The organism is Loktanella sp. D2R18 (assembly GCF_003318235.1).
Lineage (GTDB): Bacteria > Pseudomonadota > Alphaproteobacteria > Rhodobacterales > Rhodobacteraceae > Yoonia.
In genome coordinates this window covers 136,968-158,462 of record NZ_QOCG01000002.1, presented here as the reverse complement: position 1 = coordinate 158,462, position 21,495 = coordinate 136,968, and the positions used below count along the sequence as shown (strand labels likewise).

Below are 21,495 nucleotides of genomic sequence, written 5' to 3'. Positions count from 1 at the left end.
CCCGTTATCCATTACCCAATCGCAAACCTGACGCGGGGCGCAAAGAGAATGGACGGCCTTCAGACAAAAAGCACCACGCGCGCAAATGACATCGCGCTGAGTGACCTGTCCTATGCTGTCGGCGGTAAGGTGATTCTTTCGAATATTACGTTGCAAACAACCGCTGCCCGCGTGGGTGTCGTCGGGCGTAACGGGTCCGGAAAATCCACGCTTGCGCGGGTGATTGCGGGACTGGCTGCACCAACCGCGGGCAATGCTCTGGTGGGCGGGCACGACCTATTCAAAGACCGCAAAGCCGCGTTGAAGCAGATCGGCATTCTGTTCCAGAACCCCGACCACCAAATTATTTTTCCGACCGTAGATGAGGAAATCAGTTTTGGGCTTCGCCAGCTTGGGGCGACCAAAGATGCCGCCGCCGCAATGACCCAAGACACGCTCACCAATTTTGGCAAAGCACATTGGGCAGGCGCCTATATCAACACGCTGTCACAAGGGCAAAAACACTTGGTGTGCCTGATGGCCATCACCGCGATGTCACCCAAGGCAATCATTCTAGATGAGCCCTTCTCGGGCCTCGATATCCCGACTAAGGCGCAACTGAACCGGTATCTTGCGCGCTATGCTGGGGGCGTCATCCACATCTCTCACGATCCGGATGATTTGGCCGGATACGATCAGGTGATCTGGCTTGAACAAGGCGAAATCGCTCAAGTTGGCGCGGCTGCAGAGGTATTGCCCGCCTACATCGCGCGGATGACTGCCTTGGGGGGATCTGATGATATCTCTGACCTCTCCGATTAAGACCCGCGCACATGGCTGGCCCGCCGGTGCCAAGCTCGCAGGGCTATGCGCCGCGACATGTGGGCTGTTTTTGATCCAAAATCTCGCTCTGCATGCGACCGTCTTTGTCGGGGTGCTATCGCTGTCTGCGCTTCCGGGCCGCGCGTTTTTCGTCGCCAGCATACGTCATTTGCGCGTGCTGGCCCCGTTTATCATCGTCATTGCGGTCTGGCACCTTTGGACACATGACGGCGCAACGGGCGCGACCATTATTTTAAGGATGTTGTCGGCTGTGGCACTGGCTAATCTTGTGACGATGACCACCAAACTGACAGATATGATTGATGTCATCCGCGTCCTGACAAAGCCGTTGGCCCGGTTTGGACTACGCGCCAATGTGCTGGAACTTGCCATCGCGATGGTGATCCGGCTGACCCCTGTGCTTGTGGAAAAGGGCACGCGCCTGTCTGAGGCTTGGTCTGCCCGGTCGCACCGACGCGCGGGTTGGCGGATCATTTTACCTTTCACCATAATCGCGTTAGATGACGCGGACCAAGTCGCAGAGGCCCTGCGCGCACGCGGCGGTTTCGACGCATTAAAGGATAGCTAAATGGAAAAGAATGTCACACTTATCGCGCTGTTCGCGGCCCTGATCGCCGCACTGGGGCTAATCCCGCCTGTATCGCTTGGTTTTGGGGTGCCAATCACAGCGCAAACACTGGGCGTTATGCTGTGCGGCACCGTTTTGGGCGCAAAGCGCGGTACGCTTGCGGTGCTCTTGTTCGTGCTCTTGGTTGCTATCGGCCTGCCGCTTTTGTCAGGCGGACGCGGCGGCTTAGGCGTGTTTGCATCGCCGACAGTTGGATTCTTGATCGGCTGGCCCATCGCCGCATTCGTCATTGGGTTGATCGTTGAAAAATGGCGTACCGCACCTTTGCTGATTGTTGCAGGCGTTGCCTCGGTGCTGGGCGGCATCGTTGTCATGTATGTGTTTGGGATCATCGGCATGTCTGTGATGCTTGATAAAACACTGATTGAAGCCGCAAAAATCGCGCTCGTCTATGTGCCCGGTGATCTGCTGAAAGCAGGGATCGCAGCGATGCTGACATCTGCACTGGCCACAGCGCGCCCCGCAAGCGTGCTTTCCCGTGTCGATGCCCACTGATTTTGACGACATATTAGCACGGCGGCGGTCGGTTCGGGCCTTTACCCAAGACCCGGTTGACCGCCCCACACTTGAACGGCTGTGCCAAGCCGCGCGCCAAGCGCCAAGCGGCGCAAACCTACAACCAGGCAAGTTTCATGTGCTGACTGGCGCGCCACTGGCCGTGCTTTCCGAACGATTGCTCGCGGCAAATGCACAAGGTACGCCTGCCGATCTGGAATACTCCTACTTTCCAGAAATGATGACACCTGCGCTCAAGGATCGGCAACGCAAGGCCGGGTTTGCGCTCTACGAAGCACTTGGCATCGCGCGCCGTGATGTTCCAGGCCGCCGGGCGCAATTTGCAAAAAACTACCGGTTCTTTGATGCCCCCGTCGGCGTTATCGTGACCATCGACCGCACCATGGGCAAAGGCTGCTTCATGGATCTTGGTATGGCGATTATGACGTTTTTATTGGCGGCTGAAGATGCGGGATTAGGTGCCACGGGGATCGGTGCGATCGCAAATTATGGGCGTATCGCGCATGATCATATGGGGTTGTCAGAGGATGAATTGGTGGTCTGCGGAATCGCCGTCGGCGTGGCCGACCAAAGCGCCCCAGTGAACCAATTCCGCACAGAACGGCTTTCGTTGGATGCGTTCACAACATTTGACGGTTTTGACTAATCAGCGCGCAACACAATCGCCGAGCCGATCCCGCCAGCTGCCGCGATCGCCGCGATGCCAGCGCCGCCAGTCTGCCCAAGCTGATGATATAAACGCGCGGCCATAACGGCCCCTGACGCCCCAACCGGGTGCCCCCACGCCAATGCGCCACCGCCAGTGTTGACGATCTCAAGCGGCAATTTCGCGCCTTGTTGGCAGGCGATTGCCTGCACGGCAAAAGCCTCCATGATCTCGGCGCATTGGATATCAGCGACCGAAAGGCGGGCCTGCGCCAAAGTTGCCTCTATCGCGGCAATCGGTGCGGTGCCGGGCACTTTAGGATCCCCACCAACCGTCCGCCCCGCGGCAAACGCAACCGCGCGTCGCTGCGCGACCCAACGTTCAGACACCATGACAACAAATGCCGCCCCGTCGGCTGCGACAGCCATGTTTGCCGCCGTAATTGTGCCCGTCACAACGGGTGCCTTGTCACAAAGGCGCTGGGTCAATTGACGCGTGAACGGATCACGCATAACGCCAGAAATTGGGACTATTTCAGGATGCTTGGTCGCCTGCGTGCGCGCGTGGCTCTGGATCGCCCAAGCGTCTTGATCCGCCTTTGAAATCCCCCATGCCTGCGCCAATGCTTGCGCCGCCTCTGCCATATCCGGATCGCGGTCAGGCCAAGGAGTGAACGGTGCTTGGTCGTAAGCTTCGGGCGGGCGCCCATCCGCAAATGTACGCGATCTCAACGGACGACGCGAATAGCTTTCGACACCGCCAGCGATCACCACATCGTGCTGACCCGACCGGATCATCGCATCCGCGATCAACAGCGCATCCATACCGCCCGCGCATTGGCGGTCAATCGATAGCCCCGCGACCCGATCAGGCAACCCGGCCTGCAACCCAATGACCCGCGCGGGGTTCCCGCCAGCGCCAAGCGCATTGGACACGATCAATTCATCGACTTCGGCGGGGGCCAATCCTGCATCGGCCAAGATTTGTTGCAATACGGGCTGCGCTAAATCGGCAAAAGACAATGCGGCAAAGGCCCCACTCCGAGGTGCGATTGGGCTGCGCCGAGCAGCGATAAGATACGAGCGCGACATCAACCCGCGACGGCCATAGTGCGCAACCGCGCCAAGTCAGGCTTGCCCGCAGCAAGCAAAGGCATCTGCGCAATCGCGCGCACCTCTTTCGGCACGCAATACTGCCCCAAGGTTTCTCTGCAATGGGCCTGCACCTCGGCGGGTAACAGTGGTGCGCCGTGATACGCCACAAAACAAATCAACCGATTCCCCCGCGTTTCATCCGGTTCAGACACAACTGCGCAATCGTGCACCGATTCTAGCTGTGAAACACAGCGTTCGATATCCTCGGGAAAGACGTTGACGTCAGCAACCGTGATCATCCGGTTCTTACGCCCCCTTAGGAACAAGTTGCCCTGCGCATCCAAATGTCCCATCTCACCGATGCTCAAAAACGGGCCATCCCATTGCGTGTCTTCGTGATCCCCGCTGGCGTAACCATCAAAAAGATAAGGGCTCGCCACCCAAATCTCACCCACTTCACCTTGCGGCGCATCAATCCGCATTTGCACATCCGGATAGGCCCGCCCAACCGAACCGACCGGTGTTTGACTATCCGCGATGGTCATAAAGCTTGTTTCGCTCGCGCCGAAGAACGTTATGATCTGGGCCTGCGGGCAGATGGCATGCACAGCGCTTTTCACCTTTTCAGACAACGCCCCGCCACCGCAAAACACAAAGCACAGCTTTGGGAATGATGTGATCTGCGCTTGCGCTGCTCCTTTCAGCCATAATCTCAATTGCGTTGGCGTGGCATAAATAACCGTCACACCCATTGCAGCGATCTCCAACGCTTGCCGCTTTGGCGAGATTCGCGCCAAGCCGCATATATCCGCACCAAGGCAAAGCGCCTCGACGCTTGCGTATAGGCTCAATGAATGCCCCAACGACCCGAAAGTCGCGTAAATGTCGTCTGACCCAACCCCAAAATGATCCGCAGTAATCGCAAAGCTTTGCGTCCATGACAGCGGGTTGCGTCGAATGATTTTGGGCTGGCCACTTGTCCCAGACGTCGTACAAAGCACCCATTGCTGGGCATCATGACTGGGCGTGATTGGAGGCAGTGTCGATTGCCGCGCCATAAACCCGCACCGTTCACGCAGACAATCCACAAGCACGCCAAGGCCCGGCACGTCCGGTGTTAGGACGGTGCTGCTAGCGTGAAGCGAAAAGGTGGGGTGCTGCGTCATGTTAACCGCATCTTTACACCTTCACGCGGCGTGATGGAACGCAAACAGGCTACAATCGCGGTTGTCGTGTCATGTCGTCATGGAATTCTGTGCGCGAATAGCTTCAATAATCTGTGCGCTCGCCTCTTGATGGCAACGCACGCCGAGCATTTCTGACGCCATCGCCTCTTGTGAGGGTGGGTAGATCATGCCTTTGATACCTTCGGACAACGCGTCTGTTGACGGGTTCACAACAACAATATCCGCAACAAGCGGGCGCAGTTCTTCGACCATGGTCGCTGTGATAAAAAGCGGGTCGGTTTGAAGTTGCGCGGGACGCATAGACCAATCTTGATCATTCAACAGCTCATCAGAAAACCACAGCAAAATTACCCTTCTGCCGATTTTCCCCAACAGGTTTTTCATCCGTGCTGACCACGCTTGGCGTAGCTCGTTCACAACAATTTCAAATCGTGACGGCGATTGGTCGTGCAAGGCGCCAAGCATATGCCGGATGAACGAAAACGCGGAAAAATCGACATCATTGTAGATCGCTTGCAGCACTGATGACGCATCGACAAATCGGTCATTGCGACGCGGGTGCACCGAATAGAATCGATTCGACAGATTGTTTGCCCCCATTATTTGCAACACTGTAAAATCTGCATCGCGGCAAATTTCGAGCACGGATTGATCATTCACAAAGGCATCAATCCCCGCACCGACGCCACCAAAATTCACACAGGCTTGACGCATTCCCCGCTCCACCAGCGCAGGGAACGGCTGTTGGATGAATTTACCGTAGGTTTCGGTCCCGCCAAGGAACGCCAGATAGGGCTGATCCAATTGCTTGCGCGGCCCACGAAACATCATCTTTGAATGCCCATAATGACAGGGCGCGTAACCAATTTCGTCAGTCTCGACCACCTGTTGTTTCATACGACCCACCACTTTTTAAGGTTACAGCGCGCAGATTCGCTCAAATACTTTGCTAATTTGCTAATGACAAAATTCAATTTAACTTTTCATCAACCGGGCGGCTTGAAGCCCCCCGGCATGGGGGCCTATGGTGCATCCAATCTGCAAAGGAATGAAAAATGGCGATTGAACGTGTGGGCATCGTTGGTGCCGGGCAAATGGGCAATGGGATTGCGCATGTGTTTGCGTTGGCGGGCTATGACGTAGTGATGACGGATATTAGCGCCGATGCGCTCTCCGCAGCTGTCGCTTTGATCGACCGCAACCTTGAGCGGCAAGTCAGTAAAGAGGCCATCACCGCTGACACCAAAGCAGCAGCAATGGCCCGGATCGCAACGACACAAACGCTCACCGACCTTGGTCAAATGGATTTAATCATCGAAGCGGCAACAGAGCGCGAAGAAATCAAGACCGCGATTTTTGCAGAGCTGCAACCGCATCTCAAACCAACAACGATTCTCACGTCAAACACCTCGTCCATCTCAATCACCCGCCTCGCGTCACGGACCGACCGGCCCGAAAAATTCATGGGTTTCCACTTTATGAATCCGGTGCCAATCATGCAGTTGGTCGAACTGATCCGCGGGATTGCGACCGACGAAGAGACTTTCAAAGCCTGTCACGAAGTTGTGGAACGTCTGGGCAAGACATCGGCGACGGCCGAAGATTTCCCTGCCTTCATCGTGAACCGCATCCTGATGCCAATGATCAACGAGGCGATCTATACGCTGTATGAGGGCGTCGGATCCGTCAAATCAATTGATACATCGTTGAAACTCGGCGCTAACCACCCGATGGGGCCGCTTGAGTTGGCCGATTTCATTGGACTGGACACCTGCCTGGCGATCATGAACGTGCTGCATGATGGCTTGGCCGATACCAAATACCGCCCCTGCCCATTGCTGACAAAATATGTCGAAGCAGGCTGGCTCGGCCGCAAAACCAAACGCGGTTTTTATGATTATCGCGGTGAAACCCCGGTGCCGACGCGCTAGTCGCGTAGGCCCAAGGTTTGCTCCCGGAGCCACGCCATAAAGACACGTGGCTCTTTTTGGCGTGTCTTCACGTCGTCATCATCAAACGGCTTTCCCACCACCGGTTTTTGCGGTTTGCCGCACGCATGCGCGATTTCATGCAGCAGCAGGCTTTGGCGCAGCGTGGCCGAGATGCGGTTCGCGATCTGATACCACCGTGAATTTGCCCCAGGAAAGAAGCAAGGCACTACCTTTGCGCCAGATTTACGGATCATGCTTGATGTGAACACGTTCCATTCCGCCTCAATCGCGGGACCGAACATGGTTTCAGACGACGCCACAACGCCAGACGGAAACAGCGCGATCAGCCCGCCACCTTTAAGGTGATCCATCGCAGTGCGGCGCATTTCGATCATCTTGGTATGGGCGTCGGGTTCATGTGGAAACGGAACTGGGATCATGAAATCCCCTGCTTCTTTATCAATTCCAGTCAGGATAGAACGCGTCAAAATCCGGTAATCGGTGCGTACCCGGCCGATCAAATCGGCCAAGATCATTCCATCGACCATGCCATGCGGGTGGTTCGCGACAAGCACGGTTGGGCCAGTTTTAGGTATATTGTCCAATTGATCTTGCGGGGTTTGCAGTTCAATCTCCATGACATCCAGCGTCCCACGCCAAAAGTCTTGTCCTTGATATTTGCCCATCCGTTCAAATTTCCGAATCATCCGTATGATCGGCAATTTACCCGTGAAAAATTCGATGACGCGGATCATATTGCGCTTAAACGGGCTTTCAAACGTATTTGAATAGGTCAGGCTACCACGGTCATAGACGCGTGGTGCATCTTGATCCACAACCGGAGAGGTCTGTGTGTGCCGGGTTGTTTCAGTCACGTCAATTCATCCTAATAGGCCACATCGGGCCGCTAGTTGCCTTCGCCGAATTTGTCGGCAACCAATTCTGTGATAGCGGCGCTTAGCGCCTCAGCCTGCGGGCCCGTGGTTTCAACGTCGATATAAGTACCTATTGAGGCACCAAGCATCAAGAGCCCCATGATACTGTCACCAGTGGCGCTTTCGCCGTCTTTGCTAACGGTTGCTTGTGCGTCAAAGCTTTCGACGACTTCGACCAGCTTCGCCGAAGCGCGCGCGTGTAAGCCTTTGATATTCTCTATTTCTAGGCGGGTGGTGGTCATATATGCGTTCCGCCATTGTGGCTGTTAATATACTTGTGAGCTGCGTTTATAGCAGCTTCAACTGCGTCAGGAACGGTGCGCCGGCGGGACTTTGCCAGCTTAATCAGCATTGGCAAATTGGCCCCATAAAGGATACGTCGGTTGTCAGGGCTGCAGGCGCGCAACGATAGGTTTGACGGCGATCCGCCGAACATATCAGTTACAATCACGACGCCATCGCCGGCATCTACGGCATCGGCGGCATCGCAAATTTCGGCTTGTTTCTCGGCGCGATCATCTTCGGGGCCAATTGCAATGCTGATAACACCGGCCTGTTCACCGACGACATGTTCAACCGCAGATAGGTATTCCTGCGCTAGCCTGCCATGTGCGACGATGACGATACCAATCAAACCGCGTGTCCTTTGTTACCCAGCGCGTCGCGCCGTTCCATTTCTCGATGCCGTTTAGACACATGCCACCCGTCTTCTGCAAGGGCAGATGCAAGGTGCTCTGTCATAGCGACAGATCGGTGTTGCCCTCCGGTACATCCAAGACCAATAGACAAATGCGATTTACCTTCCTGCTTGTGGGCGGGAAGCAGGAGGTCAACCAACGATTTTAGCCGGGAAAAGAACTCTGCGAAACGGGGGTCCGCCTTTACATACTCAGCGACGGCGACGTCGCGCCCGTCGAGGGGGCGTAAACCTTCCTCCCAATGTGGATTTCGCAGAAATCTGCAGTCAATCACGATATCCATGCCCCGTGGCAGGCCACGTTTGTAGGAAAATGAATGGATCGTAACTCCCAAAGGTCGCCCATCACCGGGGGCAAACCAGCGATCAATCTCTGCGCGTAGATCGTGTGGCGACATCCCTGTGGTATCGATCAGCACATCTGCACGGGCACGGACAGGGCTAAGCAGATCGCGCTCGCGGGCGATCCCAGCCAGCGGCGATCCCGCTGGCGCCAGCGGGTGCATCCGACGCGTTTCGGAATAGCGACGCACCAACTCTTGCTCGTCGGCCTCAAGGTAAAGCACCTGCGCATTATGATCCGGACGTCCCGCAAGCTGGTCAATCGCCACAATCAGCGCGTTGGTACCAAAATCACGGTTCCGGACATCCAACCCCAGCGCCAACGGGCGACCCGGTGGTGGCCCATCCAACAGGCGTGGCAGCAAGGACAGCGGCAAGTTGTCAATGATCTCATAGCCAAGGTCTTCGAGCGCATTGATCGCAGTTGACCGTCCCGCCCCCGATGGGCCGGTCACCAAAACGATGGCAGGCGGTGTGGGGTCAGTTTTGGGCGGTAGCGCTGTCATCGATTACTCCAGCCAGCTTTGAGAAGCTGCACAATAGCTGGCCCAAAGTGATCACCAACCCCGCGATGAATCAAGGGGGTGCGCAAATCACATAAGGTCACATACCGCGTTTCCGGCAGACGGTCTTGTTCCTGCATATCCATGTCAACGACGACCTGCACGACAGCATTGGGCACATTTGCCGCGTTTAGAATGCCAATACCACGCGCCTCAATCAGCCCCGCGATCGTTTCAGGACAGGTCGCGACCAATGCGCCTTCCTGCGCTGTCAGCACCACCCGATCATCGGCGACCAAATCACAACCCAGCGCCATCATTCGCAGTGCCAATGCCGACTTACCGCTGCCAGAAGCCCCCAAAAACAAAGCCGCTTTGCCGTCATATGCGACGCAACTCGCGTGAACGGTATGAGGCCCGTTCATCACCGCACCCTAAATTGGAAGGCCAACAACGAAACGTGCGCCAAGTGGGGCAGAGGTTGAGTCAGCTTCTGTCGGCCGGATATTCTCTGCCCAGATCACACCGTCATGTGCCTCAACGATTTGCTTTGAAATCGCAAGCCCGAGACCTGAATTGTTCCCGAACTGACCCTCTGGGCGTTCAGAGTAAAACCGCTGGAAAATCTTGGCCAATGCGTCCTCGGGAATGCCCGGACCGGTGTCTTCGACGACCACAAGCACCCTGTTCTCGCGCTTGCGGGCCCAGATACGGATCGCGTCACCGTCATCACAAAAAGAGACGGCATTTGTGATCAGGTTGACAAAGACCTGCGCCAAACGCCCTTCAAGTCCACGCACTTCAATCGCATCGTTGGGCAAATCGGCGACAAACTCAATTCCTTTAGACCGCGCCTCTTTGCCCAAAAACTCGATAATGTTTTCGAGCATCTTAATCAGATCAAAGGTCTGTTCTTCTTCTTTAACAAGTTCGCTATCAAGCCGAGAGGCATTGGAAATATCACTGACCAGACGGTCCAGTCGTTTCACATCGTGTTCGATCACTTTCATCAGTTTTTCGCGCTGATCTTCGCGTTTTGCAAAGGGCATCGTCCCAACCGCAGAGCGCAAGGACGCAAGTGGGTTTTTAATCTCGTGGGCCACATCAGCCGCAAATTGTTCGTTGCCTTCAATCCGCTCGTAAAGCGCAGACACCATGCCCCGCAACGCGCCAGAGAGGCGCCCAATTTCATCAGGCCGCGCCGTCAAATCAGGGATGCGCACACGCGCGGCAGACATTTTGCGCGCGTTGCGATCATGGCTTGCCTCAGCCGCGGTAGCAAGATCTGCAAGCGGGTTCGCAATCGTCGAAGCCAGCACCAAGCTAAGCCCGATACTGACCACTATGGCGACCAAGAACAGGCGCAGCACCTGTTCGCGTTCTCGCTGCACAAGGCTGTCAACTTCACCCGCAGCAGTCATCACCGCAACCACGCCAACCGCCGCGCCATTTTGCATGATTGGCGTGGTCACAATAAAACTGGTCACCGCGCCAATTGTCGTCGTTTCTAGGTTGGTGCCCCCAACGATCGCCTGTCGTACCTTTTCCTGCGAAAGCGCCAAAAGCTGTTGCTCAGGGGTCAGCGCGTCACCCCTGTTGATTGTCATTGATGCGATGCCTGTCCAGATTTTTGACAAGAAATCTGTTAAAAATGTACCGCCTGTATGACTTTCAAGCTCTGCAAGCTCGGTTGCATTCAATTGGCCCGTTGCGGTTGCGACAAGGGTTGCATCAAGCGAATAGACTGACACCTGCACCCCACCGCGCAGGTTTAGACCTGCGAGCGTTTCAGCCGGATCAATACCATCAGCAGTCACAAAATTGACCGGGGCTGTATTTGGCAGTTGCGCCTCGAACACATCGGAAATCAACCGCGCCTCGTTGACCAGACCTTGCGCACGTTGATAGGCAAGGTGGTCGCGCGATGGGCTCATGTACAGCACGCCCGCAATCAGCAAAATCATCGCGATCAGATTGATCATGATGATTTTGCGGGCAATCGGCGAGCGGCGTAGCGAGAGTAATCCACCGCGAGACAGCGTGACTTCGCCATCAGCATCAGCGAGATCCCAATCATCGCCAAGCACCAGATCAGGATCACGCGCAGCCGCGCGCACTGACTGCAAATTGCGAACGTCGATCTTGGGTGCGGCGGTCATCCGCTACTCTTCGTTATAGCGATACCCGATACCATAGAGCGTCTCGATTGCCGAGAATTCGTCATCGGTGTTCCGCATCTTTTTGCGCAACCGCTTGATGTGGCTGTCAATGGTTCGGTCATCTACATACACTTGGTCATCATAGGCCACATCCATCAGCTGATCACGGCTTTTGACAAATCCGGGGCGCTGGGCCAACGCCTGAAGCAATAGGAACTCTGTGACTGTCAGAGATACGTCGCGCCCTTTCCATTTCACGGCATGGCGCAGGGGGTCCATTACCAATTCGCCGCGCGCCATTACTTTGGTTTCTTCGGTCTCTTCGATCTCTTCGCCCGCAATCGCATCCTGACGACGCAAAAGCGCACGAATACGTTCAACCAGCAAACGCTGCGAGAACGGCTTTTTGACGTAATCGTCTGCCCCCATACGAAGACCCAGAACTTCGTCGATTTCGTCATCTTTTGAGGTCAGAAAGATCACTGGCATCGATGTCTTTTGGCGTAGGCGCTGTAGCAGATCCATGCCGTCCATACGTGGCATCTTAATATCCAGCACAGCAAGGTCTGGCATGCGCTGATTAAATGCGTCAAGCGCCGACTGACCATCGTTATGTGTCTCGACCTCAAACCCTTCAGCCTCAAGCGTCATTGACACAGAGGTCAGGATATTTCGATCATCATCGACCAATGCAATTCTGGACATCTATCTTATTCCTTAATGGCCGTTCTCAATGGATTATCTTTCGTCATTCCGTTTTCATCCTTTTGACAGGGCGAATCAATCCCCAATTGATGAGTTGCCACATTTTGGCCGCAATTGGTGCAGTTTTGCAGGTTTGCACGCTAACAATTCATGAGCGCGAAACTAAATTTCGCGAGTGATTGCGCTAACATGCACATGATTGCGCTAACTAAAGCAAGTCGGGCTATGAAGCCGCGAAACCTTGGTGTTAAGGAGACTTATCGCAGGCCATCCCGGCCAAATCATTTAAGGAGCGAACCCATGGACCAAGGTACGGTCAACCCATCGATGAAACTTGAAGATCAAGGCATCACAGGGCTGGGTTATGTGTATTATAACCGCTCTGAACAAGAAATGCATGACGCCGCAGTTACCGCAGGCGAAGGTGTCACCGGGAAAGGCGGCACATTCCTCGTGACCACCGGCACGCACACAGGTCGGTCACCGAAAGACAAATTTGTCGTGCGCACACCGTCTGTCGAAGATAAAATCTGGTGGGAAAACAACCCGCCGATGGCATCTGATAAATTTGACGTGCTCTACGCGGATATGCTCACGCACATGCAAGGCGGCAAATACGAGGTTCAAGACCTGTTCGGCGGCGCCGACCCGGCCCACCGTTTGGATGTACGGGTTATCACTGAACTGACGTGGCACGGGCTGTTCATCCGGCACCTTTTGCGCCGCCCAAGCGCAGATGAGTTGGAAACATTCGCACCAGAATTCACCATTATCAACTGCCCGACCTTTAAGGCAGACCCTGAAAAGCACGGGTGCCGGTCAGAAACTGTGATTGCGCTCAACTTTGATCGCAAACTGATTCTGATCGGGGGCACAGAATACGCAGGCGAGAATAAGAAATCCGTGTTCACCTTGCTGAACTACATTCTGCCCGAAGAAGACATCATGCCGATGCACTGCTCAGCCAACCATGCGCCGGGCAACCCGGTCGATACGGCTGTGTTCTTTGGGCTGTCAGGCACTGGGAAAACCACACTGTCTGCCGACCCATCACGGGTGCTGATCGGCGATGATGAGCATGGCTGGTCCGATCGCGGCACGTTCAACTTTGAAGGCGGCTGCTACGCCAAGACCATCGGCCTTGACCCGAAAGCCGAGCCAGAGATCTACGCCACATGTTCTATGCCGCACACGGTCATCGAAAACATGGTGTTTGATCCAGAAACGCTGGAATTGGACTTCGAAGACGATAGCTTGACCGCCAACATGCGCTGCGCTTACCCGTTGAACTACATCTCGAATGCGTCGGGAACAGCGCTTGGCGGGCACCCGAAAAACATCATCATGCTGACCTGCGATGCTTTTGGGGTCTTGCCTCCAATCGCGCGACTGACACCGGCGCAAGCAATGTACCACTTCTTGTCTGGCTTCACATCAAAGGTCGCCGGCACAGAGCAAGGCGTCACCGAACCAGAACCCACGTTCAGCACATGTTTCGGCGCGCCCTTCATGCCACGCCGCCCCGAAGTCTATGGCAACCTGCTACGCAGCAAAATCGCCAGCCACGGCGCGACATGTTGGTTGGTCAACACAGGCTGGACCGGCGGCGCTTACGGCACCGGATCACGCATGCCGATCAAAGCGACACGTGCGCTTTTGGCAGCAGCGCTTGACGGATCCTTGTCGGAAGGCGCGTTTACCAAGGACCCGAACTTCGGTTTTGAGGTTCCGCTTGATGTGGCTGGCGTCGATAATGCGCTGTTGGTCCCACGCAACACTTGGGCTGACCAATCCGCCTATGACGCGCAGGCTGCTAAGTTGGTGCAGATGTTTAGCGACAACTTCGCAAAATATGTACCGTTCATCGACGATGACGTGAAATCAGCCGCAATCGGCTAGGGCGTAGGGTGGATCAAGATCCACCTTACGTTCACAGCGAACCAACGCTATGGTCAGCTTATGAAACATTGGCTGACCATTTTTTGTCTGATCATCGCGCCCAAAGTTGCTGCGGCTCAAGCCGATATGGTCAGCACGGAAATCGCTGAGATCGAAATCGGCATCCTCTGCGCACCCGACACAATCACGACAAGCCCCGCGCCTGATACGCTTGCAGGGATCACCCATGTGGTCGATGAACCGCCCAACTTTGTCTCAAACGGCCAAGTGGTACCTGCAGCCTTTGGGGTCGGGTTTGGCGTGCGATCACGCGCGCTGCGGGCAGAGGGGCTTGATAACGTCACTATCGTGATCACCCACCCGCCTATGGGCGACAACGGCGCCACGACCCAAAGCTACACCACCGGAATCGGCGGCGACGGCGGGTCGTTTACATTCTACCAATTTGACTATGCGTATGAATTGCAAACTGGCCCTTGGACGATCACCGCAATGCGCAATGATAAACCACTTTATACCGTGAGTTTTGATGTCGTCGCGCCCGAAAACCGACCCGATCTGGCGTCTGTATGTGGGTATGTGGACATGCTATCGTAGAGCAAGGGCAACAGCCAGAGATTGAAACCACAAGAGACCCTAAACATGCACTGGCTATCAGATGTCACCATTTTCAACGAAAGCACAACCTACGCAGTGCCTGATGATATTTCGATTTACCGTACCCTTGATAATATGTGTTCGGGAATGGAACCTTGGATGGTTGAGGCTGGTGGTATCGGGTTTGCATTGAACGGGTTAGGCCAGCGGATAGACCTAGATTTAGACGGCAACGACGTGATCGGATCTATTGACCAAACTCATGCACCAGACCCCGACACGCTCCTCACATGGCTAAACTTCGTCGCCAAAAACAAGCAGGACGCACGTATTCTACGATCCCAAAAGAAGGCGTTCTTGCTTAGGGCGCCGTTGATATTGGGGGAGCATGAAGCCAAAGGCGCATTTCCAGACACAGTTGAAGGCCTGCTCGCCTATATTCATCTGTAAAACTGGAGTTTGCGAAACCCTACCCCATCAGTCCCCGTCGGATCAGGTTTGCCCCGGCCAAAACCAAAACCCACAATGTGACACGACGAAACCGTTCTTGATCGAACCGATCCCCAAGCTTGAACCCAAGCCACATCCCTACGATCGCCGGAACCACCAATAGCGCCGAAAGCGGCCATGTCTGCGCGTTCAGCACACCAGACCGCAGATGCCCGAGCAAGAGCATCACTGACCCAAGCCCATAAATCACACCCTGCACCGCCATCTGGCGCGCGCGCGGCGTATCCAAAGCCAAAAGATACAGCACTGTCGGCGGGCCCCATGTCCCGGCCAGCCCACCAAGCGCACCTGATACAGCACCCGCACCCCATTCAAATACACGCCGATAACGTTGTGGAATAAGCGGATGCCATCCGACTAACTGAATAACACACAGCCCGACCACAGGTACGCCAAGCACCAAAAACATCGTATCCGCAGGGATACTGCGCAAGAACTGCGCGGACACGAGGATCATCACGCAAACAATCGACACATAGCGCCAATGCTCTTTAAATCCTTCCCACGCGGGGCCAAGCCCGGCGCGTGCAACCTGCATCGCGTTGGTCACCACAATCGGAATGATAACCCCAGCCACGACTGTTTGCGGGTCAATCAATATCCCCATGCCAGACACCATGATTAACGGCATCGCAAAACCAACGGCGCCCTTCACGAACCCACCTACCAAGGTGATGGTGCAGGCAAAAAGCAAAAGAGGAAGCGGTAGAATGGCAAAAAGATCAATCATTCGCCCTGCATACGCGTTTGCGATCTCGCATGCATTAGAAAATTTCACCGCGACACTTTACGTCAAATTTTGATCATATTTCGAATTAATATTGCGCTGCACCTGCAAAATGACTATCTCTGCACGTGCAAAAAAAGAGGATTCGACAGATGCCGCACGATGGTCAGGACCTACTCAACGCAACCACCCCGATCTTAGGGGATTTACTCGGCCTTACGGCAGCAGCGCTTGAAGCTGTCGATGACGTCTTTGCACGCGCCAAATCAGCGGTCCGCGCCACGGTAACGGACGGCGATAGGGTCAGCGCACAGTTGATCGAACAGCACCAGACCGCAGCGCATGGGCTGGCTTGGCTCGCGACCTATACTCAGGCGCTTCACCAGATGCACAATTGGGCGACACGTCTTCAGGCAGATGGTAAATTTGGCGACGTCGAACAATTGATCCATCAAATCGCCTTTGGCGAATACCTGTGGCAGGTCTACGGTGGCATCCCGATGAGCCAAGGGGAAATTCTGCGCCTGCAAGATATCGGGCTTTCTCAAGATGATATGCGCGCGCTCATGCAGCCTGCAGTGATGACCCTGACCCAAGCAGGCAACACCCAAACCGCGCGCACGCGGCTTGTCGCGCTCATGCAAGAACAATCTGCCAATGTCACTGTCGGGGTAACCGGACTTGATGACGAATTGGAGATGATCCGGGAACAATTCCGCCGGTTTAGTGTCGAAAAAATTACGCCACATGCACATGAATGGCACCTCAAAGACGAATTAATTCCTATAGAGGTGATCGACGAGATGGCCGAACTGGGCGTCTTCGGCCTGACAATCCCCGAAGAATACGGTGGGTTTGGGCTGTCCAAAGCATCAATGTGCGTGGTGTCCGAAGAACTGTCGCGCGGATATATCGGGGTCGGCAGCCTTGGTACACGCTCAGAAATCGCCGCCGAATTGATCCTTTGCGGCGGCACAGATGAACAAAAACAGCAATGGTTGCCCGGCATCGCAAGCGCTGAAATCCTGCCAACAGCGGTGTTTACCGAACCGAACACGGGCTCTGATCTCGGCAGTCTGCGCACGCGTGCGGTCAAATCCGGCGACGACTGGGAAATCACCGGCAACAAAACATGGATCACCCATGCGGCCCGCACGCATGTCATGACCCTGCTCGCACGCACCGACCCTGACACCACCGATTACCGGGGGCTGTCGATGTTCTTGGCTGAAAAGACACCTGGCACCGTCGAAGAGCCCTTTCCAACCCCCGGCATGACTGGCGGCGAGATCGAAGTGCTCGGCTATCGCGGCATGAAAGAATACGAGCTTGGCTTTGATGGGTTCCAAGTCAAGGGGGAAAACCTGCTCGGCCAAGAGCCCGGCAAAGGATTTAAGCAACTGATGCAGACCTTTGAAAGCGCGCGCATCCAAACCGCCGCGCGGGCAATTGGGGTTGCGCAATCCGCACTGGATTTGGGCATGCAATACGCCCAAGACCGCAAACAATTCGGTAAATCCCTGATCGATTTCCCGCGTGTCTCAGGCAAATTGGCGATGATGGCCGTTGAACTCATGGTTGCGCGGCAGCTCACCTATTTCAGCGCCGCCGAAAAGGACAACTACCGCCGCTGCGATCTCGAAGCCGGCATGGCCAAACTACTGGGCGCGCGTATCGCCTGGGCCTGCGCCGACAATGCCTTGCAAATTCACGGGGGCAACGGGTTTGCGCTCGAATATCAGATTAGCCGTGTGCTTTGCGACGCGCGTATTCTGAACATCTTTGAAGGGGCCGCCGAAATTCAAGCGCAGGTGATTGCACGGCGCGTGCTGGACTAATCGCGCGCAATCGCATCGATCAACCGCGCGCGCGCAGATGGGATCGGCCGACTGCCAAGCGACGCGATCAGACGGTGCTCTAGAAAATGACCTGTGGTCCGCAACGCCGTTACAATATCGGCGTTACTAGCCTCACCCTGCCCGGCCAAGACGGGGGGCAAAGGCAGTAATCGATCAGCCCATTCGCCTGCGGCTTGCCGGCTCACCGCGCGCCCGGTTTTGGGCGAGACATAGATCAATTCTTCATTGGTGCCGCGCACGGCACAGGCAGATAGATCCATGCCAAACCCCATTTCCTCTAACAGGGCCTGCTCCCACCGCAGATAGGCCAAGGGCCATATGTCCGCCTGCCCCAATAGGTCCAAGAGCCCAATCGTACGTGTATAAAGCGCAGGGTGCGGTGCGCGCTCAGGCAAGACAAGCGATAGAATTGCACAGGTCGCACTTAACCCTGCAAGCGCCATACGCCCGCCCATCGCAACTGCCGCGCGGCTACGGATCGGTTCAACCGTAAAGGCACCAATATGGCTTTCAAGCCGTGCTTTCCACGCGACCGCCAGCTGGGCGCCAGGCTGAAGTATTGGCGCAATCTTTCGGCTGGTCCCGCCACGTACCACCCCAGCATGCCGCCCCTGTGTCGGGCTAAACACGTCGATGATGACCGAGGTCTCAGCAAACGAGCGCGTCGCCAGCAAGACCGCCTCATCGCGCCATTCAATCATTGGGGTATGTCCAGATCATTGTGCCATATCAGCGGGCGGGATCGCAAATTGCAAGCCTCAGCCGCCTCCGGCGGGAGTATTTGGGGCAAGATGATATTGATACCACCTTACCCCAGTGAACTGGCTTACGCCACATCACCTCGCACGGCCATCGGCTCTCCAGCCTGTACCGCGACATCACTTTGGTAGAAGTTGCTTAACAATCTGTTACCAATGAGCCTCTTGCCTATCATCTTGCCAAAAGTACTCCCGCCGGAGGCATAAAAGTTATGTAAGCCCAGGTTCATCAAGCAGGTGACGGCCCTGACGGTCCTCGACCTCGATCACCCATAGGTCGGTATCAAACCCGCGTTGTTTTTGAACTGATGCATCAACAAGCGGCTCATCACCTTCGACCAAAACAACCCATTTGCGGTCGCCCGTCATCAGATCAAAGCTACGTTGGTAGCAACACGCCTTGCCATCCAGCGTATTCATTTTCACCAAAACAGCGCCAGCGGTGGCATCACCGCGCGCCACAACAAAAGCAGGGATCTCCTGTAGCCGCAACCGCGTCAAATAGGCCGAAACCCAAATATCCGCTGTCAGCCGCATAGGCTACGCATTGCCGTCTTTGAAATCTAAACCCATTTCGGAATAACGCTCAGATTCTTCAAGCCAATTGGGGCGCACTTTCACCTTCATGAACAGATGCACACGGCGACCAAGAAATTCTTCGAGCTCAAGCCGGGACGCCTGGCTAACCGATTTCACGGTCTCGCCACCTTTGCCCAGCACGATCCCCTTATGCCCGTCACGCGCGACATAGATCAGCTGATCAATGCGGGCAGAGCCATCGGGGCGTTCTTCCCAATTTTCGGTTTCGACCGTCAGCTCATAGGGCAATTCTTGGTGCAAGCGCAGGGTCAGTTTTTCGCGGGTCATCTCGGCGGCGATCATGCGCATTGGCAGGTCCGCGATCTGATCTTCGGGATAAAGAAACGGTCCCTCCGGCACTTGTTCGACCAACCATTTGCGGAGCGCGTCACAGCCGTGGCCGCGTTCAGCCGAAATCATAAATGTGTCCGCAAACGGGTAGGCATCATTCATTTCTTTGGTCAGCGCCAACAGTACTTCGGACTTCACCTTGTCGATCTTATTGATCGCCAGCGCGACCTTAGCCTTGCCACTACGTTCAGCCAGTGCTTCGAGGATTGTTTTCACCCCATCGGTCATACCCCGATGCGCCTCGATCAATAAGACCACGACATCCGCATCCGCAGCCCCGCCCCAGGCGGCCGCTACCATCGCGCGGTCAAGACGGCGACGTGGTTTAAACAGACCCGGTGTATCAACAAAAATCAACTGCGCGTTGCCTTCCATCGCAACGCCACGAATGCGGGCGCGGGTGGTCTGCACCTTATGGGTCACAATCGACACTTTCGCGCCGACCATCAGGTTTAGTAGCGTGGATTTCCCGGCATTCGGTTCGCCGATAAGCGCGACAAATCCCGCCTTGGTTGGGGCATCAGTCATGACTTCACTTTCTTCAAAAGGGCTGCCGCTGCGGCCTGTTCGGCGTTGCGCTTGGCGCCTGCGGTCGCTTGCTCGGACGGGCCAGAGGCAAGACGCACCTCAATAGTAAACACGGGGGCATGGTCAGGTCCAGTGCGCGCGACCTCGACATATTGCGGGGGGACTTCGCCGCGGGCCTGCGCCCATTCTTGCAAAGCCGTCTTGGCATCACGGGCATCGACGGCAACGTTTTGCACGCGCGCGCCCCAAAGACGCAGCACGGCGGCGCGCGCCACGTCAAATCCACCGTCTTGGTAGATCGCAGCGATGACAGCTTCCATTGCATCAGCCAACAAAGCTTCTTTGCGGCGTCCGCCCGATTTCATCTCAGACCGACCAAGCTTTAGCACCGCGCCAAGATCAATCTGGCGGGCAACTTCGGCACAGGTTTCGCGGCGCACCAGTGCATTGTAACGCGGCGCTAGCAAGCCCTCGGGTGCAGCCTGATCGGCCTCCAGTAGCGCGTCCGCGATCACGAGCCCCAACACACGGTCGCCCAGAAACTCTAGTCGTTGGTTATCGTCGCGATGCGGGCTGACCATCGACGAATGGGTGACCGCACGCAGCAGAAATTCCGGTTTGGCGAACTGATAGCCAAGCCTTTTTGAAAACGCGGTGAGTTCAGCTGAGATTTTCAATCGTAGGCCTTAAAGAAGCGATCAGGACGCCATGTCCAGAAATAGAGCATCGACCGCCCCGCCGATGAAAAGATCACGCGATCCGCGCGCCCGATCAGGTCTTTGCGTTCGACAAAACCAACGCCACCAGTGGACTGCGGGAAACGGCTGTCTGTAGAATTATCGCGGTTATCGCCCATGAAGAAGAATTCATTCTGCGGCACGACAAAAACTTGTGTATTGTCTTGCTGACGGTTGCCCGTGTTCAAGATGCTATGGCTGACGCCGTTAGGAAGCGTCTCAATTTGGCGTTCTTTTATGCACTCAGCGCCATCTCCGACAGCACCATTGCTACATGACGGCATGCGTCCTTGCGGGCCTTGCGGTTCAGAAATTTCAACAAACGGTTCCGCGTCTTCCACAATGACAGCAACGTCATTGATATAGAGCAGGCCATCTTTCATCTGAATACGGTCGCCGGGCAGGCCGATAAGGCGTTTGACAAAATCTTGACCCGTTACAGGGTGGCGAAAAACCACGATGTCTCCGCGCTCTGGGTCGGACCCAAATAGACGGTCATCGTAATCTTCGGCGAAACCACAAAACTTGTCCGCTCCAAGATTCAAGAACGGGATAGACGGGCAAGATGCATAGGAATAGCCGTAAGCCATCTTGTTCACGAACAAGAAATCGCCGACCAGCATCGTGTCTTTCATCGACCCTGACGGGATCCAGAACGGCTGAAACAAGATGGTACGAAACAGCCCAGCAATGACCAGCGCCCAGAAGACGGTTTTGACCGTTTCAATGACAGCTGCGACGGGCCCAGTTTTTTCGGCTTGTTCGGCCATTACCAATTCCTTTTA

25 protein-coding genes are annotated in these 21,495 nt (G+C 55.5%); 9 read left to right on the top strand and 16 right to left on the bottom strand.

The features are described from left to right. Window positions 1-48 precede the first annotated feature (48 nt). From DS901_RS00875 to DS901_RS00860, 4 genes are read left to right on the top strand one after another with little or no spacing between them, the layout of a single operon-like run. A complete protein-coding gene (locus DS901_RS00875; protein ID WP_113775035.1) occupies window positions 49-801 on the top strand; it encodes an energy-coupling factor ABC transporter ATP-binding protein in 753 nt (250 codons plus the stop codon). Beyond that, a complete protein-coding gene (locus DS901_RS00870; RefSeq protein WP_113775034.1) occupies window positions 776-1,390 on the top strand; it encodes an energy-coupling factor transporter transmembrane component T family protein in 615 nt (204 codons plus the stop codon). The genes DS901_RS00875 and DS901_RS00870 overlap by 26 nt, the downstream gene beginning before the upstream one ends. Beyond that, window positions 1,391-1,945, top strand: coding sequence for a biotin transporter BioY (locus DS901_RS00865; RefSeq protein WP_113775033.1), 555 nt, complete (start codon window positions 1,391-1,393; stop codon window positions 1,943-1,945). Then, the gene (locus DS901_RS00860) at window positions 1,935-2,612 is read left to right on the top strand and encodes a nitroreductase (protein ID WP_113775032.1); all 678 of its coding nucleotides are present in this window, start codon (window positions 1,935-1,937) and stop codon (window positions 2,610-2,612) included. The genes DS901_RS00865 and DS901_RS00860 overlap by 11 nt, the downstream gene beginning before the upstream one ends. Here DS901_RS00860 and DS901_RS00855 read toward each other — a convergent pair. From DS901_RS00855 to DS901_RS00845, 3 genes are all read right to left on the bottom strand, one after another. Beyond that, complete coding sequence (locus tag DS901_RS00855; RefSeq protein ID WP_113775031.1) at window positions 2,609-3,703, bottom strand: thiolase family protein; 1,095 nt, start codon at window positions 3,701-3,703, stop codon at window positions 2,609-2,611. The genes DS901_RS00860 and DS901_RS00855 overlap by 4 nt on opposite strands. Next, window positions 3,703-4,872, bottom strand: a complete 1,170-nt coding sequence (locus tag DS901_RS00850) for a class I adenylate-forming enzyme family protein (protein WP_113775030.1) — start codon at window positions 4,870-4,872, stop codon at window positions 3,703-3,705. Before DS901_RS00850 ends, DS901_RS00855 begins: the two co-directional genes overlap by 1 nt. Window positions 4,873-4,941: 69 nt before the next feature. Beyond that, entirely contained in the window at window positions 4,942-5,790 is an 849-nt protein-coding gene (locus tag DS901_RS00845; protein ID WP_113775060.1) for a DUF6473 family protein, read from the bottom strand. A gap of 158 nt (window positions 5,791-5,948) precedes the next feature. Here DS901_RS00845 and DS901_RS00840 point away from each other — a divergent pair, with 158 nt between their 5' ends. Beyond that, window positions 5,949-6,824 carry a 3-hydroxybutyryl-CoA dehydrogenase gene (locus DS901_RS00840; protein WP_113775029.1) on the top strand — a complete coding sequence of 292 codons (876 nt, stop codon included), beginning with the start codon at window positions 5,949-5,951 and terminating at the stop codon, window positions 6,822-6,824. On the opposite strand, the gene DS901_RS00835 is transcribed toward DS901_RS00840, so the two are convergent. Genes DS901_RS00835 through DS901_RS00805 form a run of 7 tightly spaced genes read right to left on the bottom strand, consistent with a single transcriptional unit; the run spans window position 6,821 to window position 12,165 of the window. Then, the gene (locus DS901_RS00835; RefSeq protein ID WP_404932329.1) at window positions 6,821-7,699 is read right to left on the bottom strand and encodes a lysophospholipid acyltransferase family protein; all 879 of its coding nucleotides are present in this window, start codon (window positions 7,697-7,699) and stop codon (window positions 6,821-6,823) included. The genes DS901_RS00840 and DS901_RS00835 overlap by 4 nt on opposite strands. A 32-nt stretch (window positions 7,700-7,731) precedes the next feature. Beyond that, window positions 7,732-8,001 (bottom strand): HPr family phosphocarrier protein, encoded by a 270-nt coding sequence (locus DS901_RS00830; RefSeq protein ID WP_113775028.1) that lies wholly within the window; start codon window positions 7,999-8,001, stop codon window positions 7,732-7,734. After that, the gene (locus DS901_RS00825; RefSeq protein ID WP_113775027.1) at window positions 7,998-8,393 is read right to left on the bottom strand and encodes a PTS sugar transporter subunit IIA; all 396 of its coding nucleotides are present in this window, start codon (window positions 8,391-8,393) and stop codon (window positions 7,998-8,000) included. The genes DS901_RS00830 and DS901_RS00825 overlap by 4 nt, the downstream gene beginning before the upstream one ends. After that, a complete protein-coding gene (gene rapZ / locus DS901_RS00820) occupies window positions 8,390-9,304 on the bottom strand; it encodes an RNase adapter RapZ (RefSeq protein WP_113775026.1) in 915 nt (304 codons plus the stop codon). Before rapZ ends, DS901_RS00825 begins: the two co-directional genes overlap by 4 nt. Continuing rightward, a complete protein-coding gene (locus tag DS901_RS00815) occupies window positions 9,301-9,726 on the bottom strand; it encodes an HPr kinase/phosphorylase (protein WP_113775025.1) in 426 nt (141 codons plus the stop codon). The genes rapZ and DS901_RS00815 overlap by 4 nt, the downstream gene beginning before the upstream one ends. 9 nt (window positions 9,727-9,735) lie before the next feature. Further along, window positions 9,736-11,460: a sensor histidine kinase gene (locus DS901_RS00810; protein WP_113775024.1), complete on the bottom strand. Its 1,725-nt coding sequence runs from the start codon at window positions 11,458-11,460 to the stop codon at window positions 9,736-9,738. A gap of 3 nt (window positions 11,461-11,463) precedes the next feature. After that, the gene (locus DS901_RS00805; RefSeq protein WP_113775023.1) at window positions 11,464-12,165 is read right to left on the bottom strand and encodes a response regulator transcription factor; all 702 of its coding nucleotides are present in this window, start codon (window positions 12,163-12,165) and stop codon (window positions 11,464-11,466) included. Between the two features lie 300 nt (window positions 12,166-12,465). On the opposite strand from DS901_RS00805, the gene DS901_RS00800 reads away from it, so the two are divergent. Genes DS901_RS00800 through DS901_RS00790 form a run of 3 tightly spaced genes read left to right on the top strand, consistent with a single transcriptional unit; the run spans window position 12,466 to window position 15,111 of the window. Next, a complete protein-coding gene (locus tag DS901_RS00800) occupies window positions 12,466-14,064 on the top strand; it encodes a phosphoenolpyruvate carboxykinase (RefSeq protein WP_113775022.1) in 1,599 nt (532 codons plus the stop codon). Between the two features lie 60 nt (window positions 14,065-14,124). Beyond that, window positions 14,125-14,661 carry a DUF3859 domain-containing protein gene (locus tag DS901_RS00795; RefSeq protein ID WP_113775021.1) on the top strand — a complete coding sequence of 179 codons (537 nt, stop codon included), beginning with the start codon at window positions 14,125-14,127 and terminating at the stop codon, window positions 14,659-14,661. A gap of 45 nt (window positions 14,662-14,706) precedes the next feature. Next, complete coding sequence (locus DS901_RS00790; protein WP_113775020.1) at window positions 14,707-15,111, top strand: hypothetical protein; 405 nt, start codon at window positions 14,707-14,709, stop codon at window positions 15,109-15,111. Between the two features lie 19 nt (window positions 15,112-15,130). Here the strand turns inward: DS901_RS00790 and DS901_RS00785 are convergent, their stop codons facing one another. Further along, the gene (locus DS901_RS00785) at window positions 15,131-15,901 is read right to left on the bottom strand and encodes a sulfite exporter TauE/SafE family protein (protein ID WP_113775058.1); all 771 of its coding nucleotides are present in this window, start codon (window positions 15,899-15,901) and stop codon (window positions 15,131-15,133) included. A gap of 149 nt (window positions 15,902-16,050) precedes the next feature. Here DS901_RS00785 and DS901_RS00780 point away from each other — a divergent pair, with 149 nt between their 5' ends. Then, a complete protein-coding gene (locus tag DS901_RS00780; protein WP_113775019.1) occupies window positions 16,051-17,736 on the top strand; it encodes an acyl-CoA dehydrogenase family protein in 1,686 nt (561 codons plus the stop codon). On the opposite strand, the gene recO is transcribed toward DS901_RS00780, so the two are convergent. From recO to lepB, 5 genes are all read right to left on the bottom strand, one after another. Further along, the gene (gene recO, locus DS901_RS00775) at window positions 17,733-18,458 is read right to left on the bottom strand and encodes a DNA repair protein RecO (protein ID WP_113775018.1); all 726 of its coding nucleotides are present in this window, start codon (window positions 18,456-18,458) and stop codon (window positions 17,733-17,735) included. The genes DS901_RS00780 and recO overlap by 4 nt on opposite strands. A gap of 267 nt (window positions 18,459-18,725) precedes the next feature. Continuing rightward, window positions 18,726-19,052, bottom strand: a complete 327-nt coding sequence (locus tag DS901_RS00770; RefSeq protein WP_113775017.1) for a DUF1491 family protein — start codon at window positions 19,050-19,052, stop codon at window positions 18,726-18,728. 3 nt (window positions 19,053-19,055) lie between these two features. After that, window positions 19,056-19,973, bottom strand: a complete 918-nt coding sequence (era, locus tag DS901_RS00765; protein WP_113775016.1) for a GTPase Era — start codon at window positions 19,971-19,973, stop codon at window positions 19,056-19,058. Beyond that, window positions 19,970-20,650, bottom strand: a complete 681-nt coding sequence (rnc, locus tag DS901_RS00760; protein ID WP_113775015.1) for a ribonuclease III — start codon at window positions 20,648-20,650, stop codon at window positions 19,970-19,972. Before rnc ends, era begins: the two co-directional genes overlap by 4 nt. Beyond that, on the bottom strand, window positions 20,647-21,480 hold the full coding sequence (gene lepB, locus DS901_RS00755) for a signal peptidase I (RefSeq protein ID WP_113775014.1): 834 nt from the start codon (window positions 21,478-21,480) through the stop codon (window positions 20,647-20,649). Before lepB ends, rnc begins: the two co-directional genes overlap by 4 nt. Window positions 21,481-21,495 lie beyond the last annotated feature (15 nt).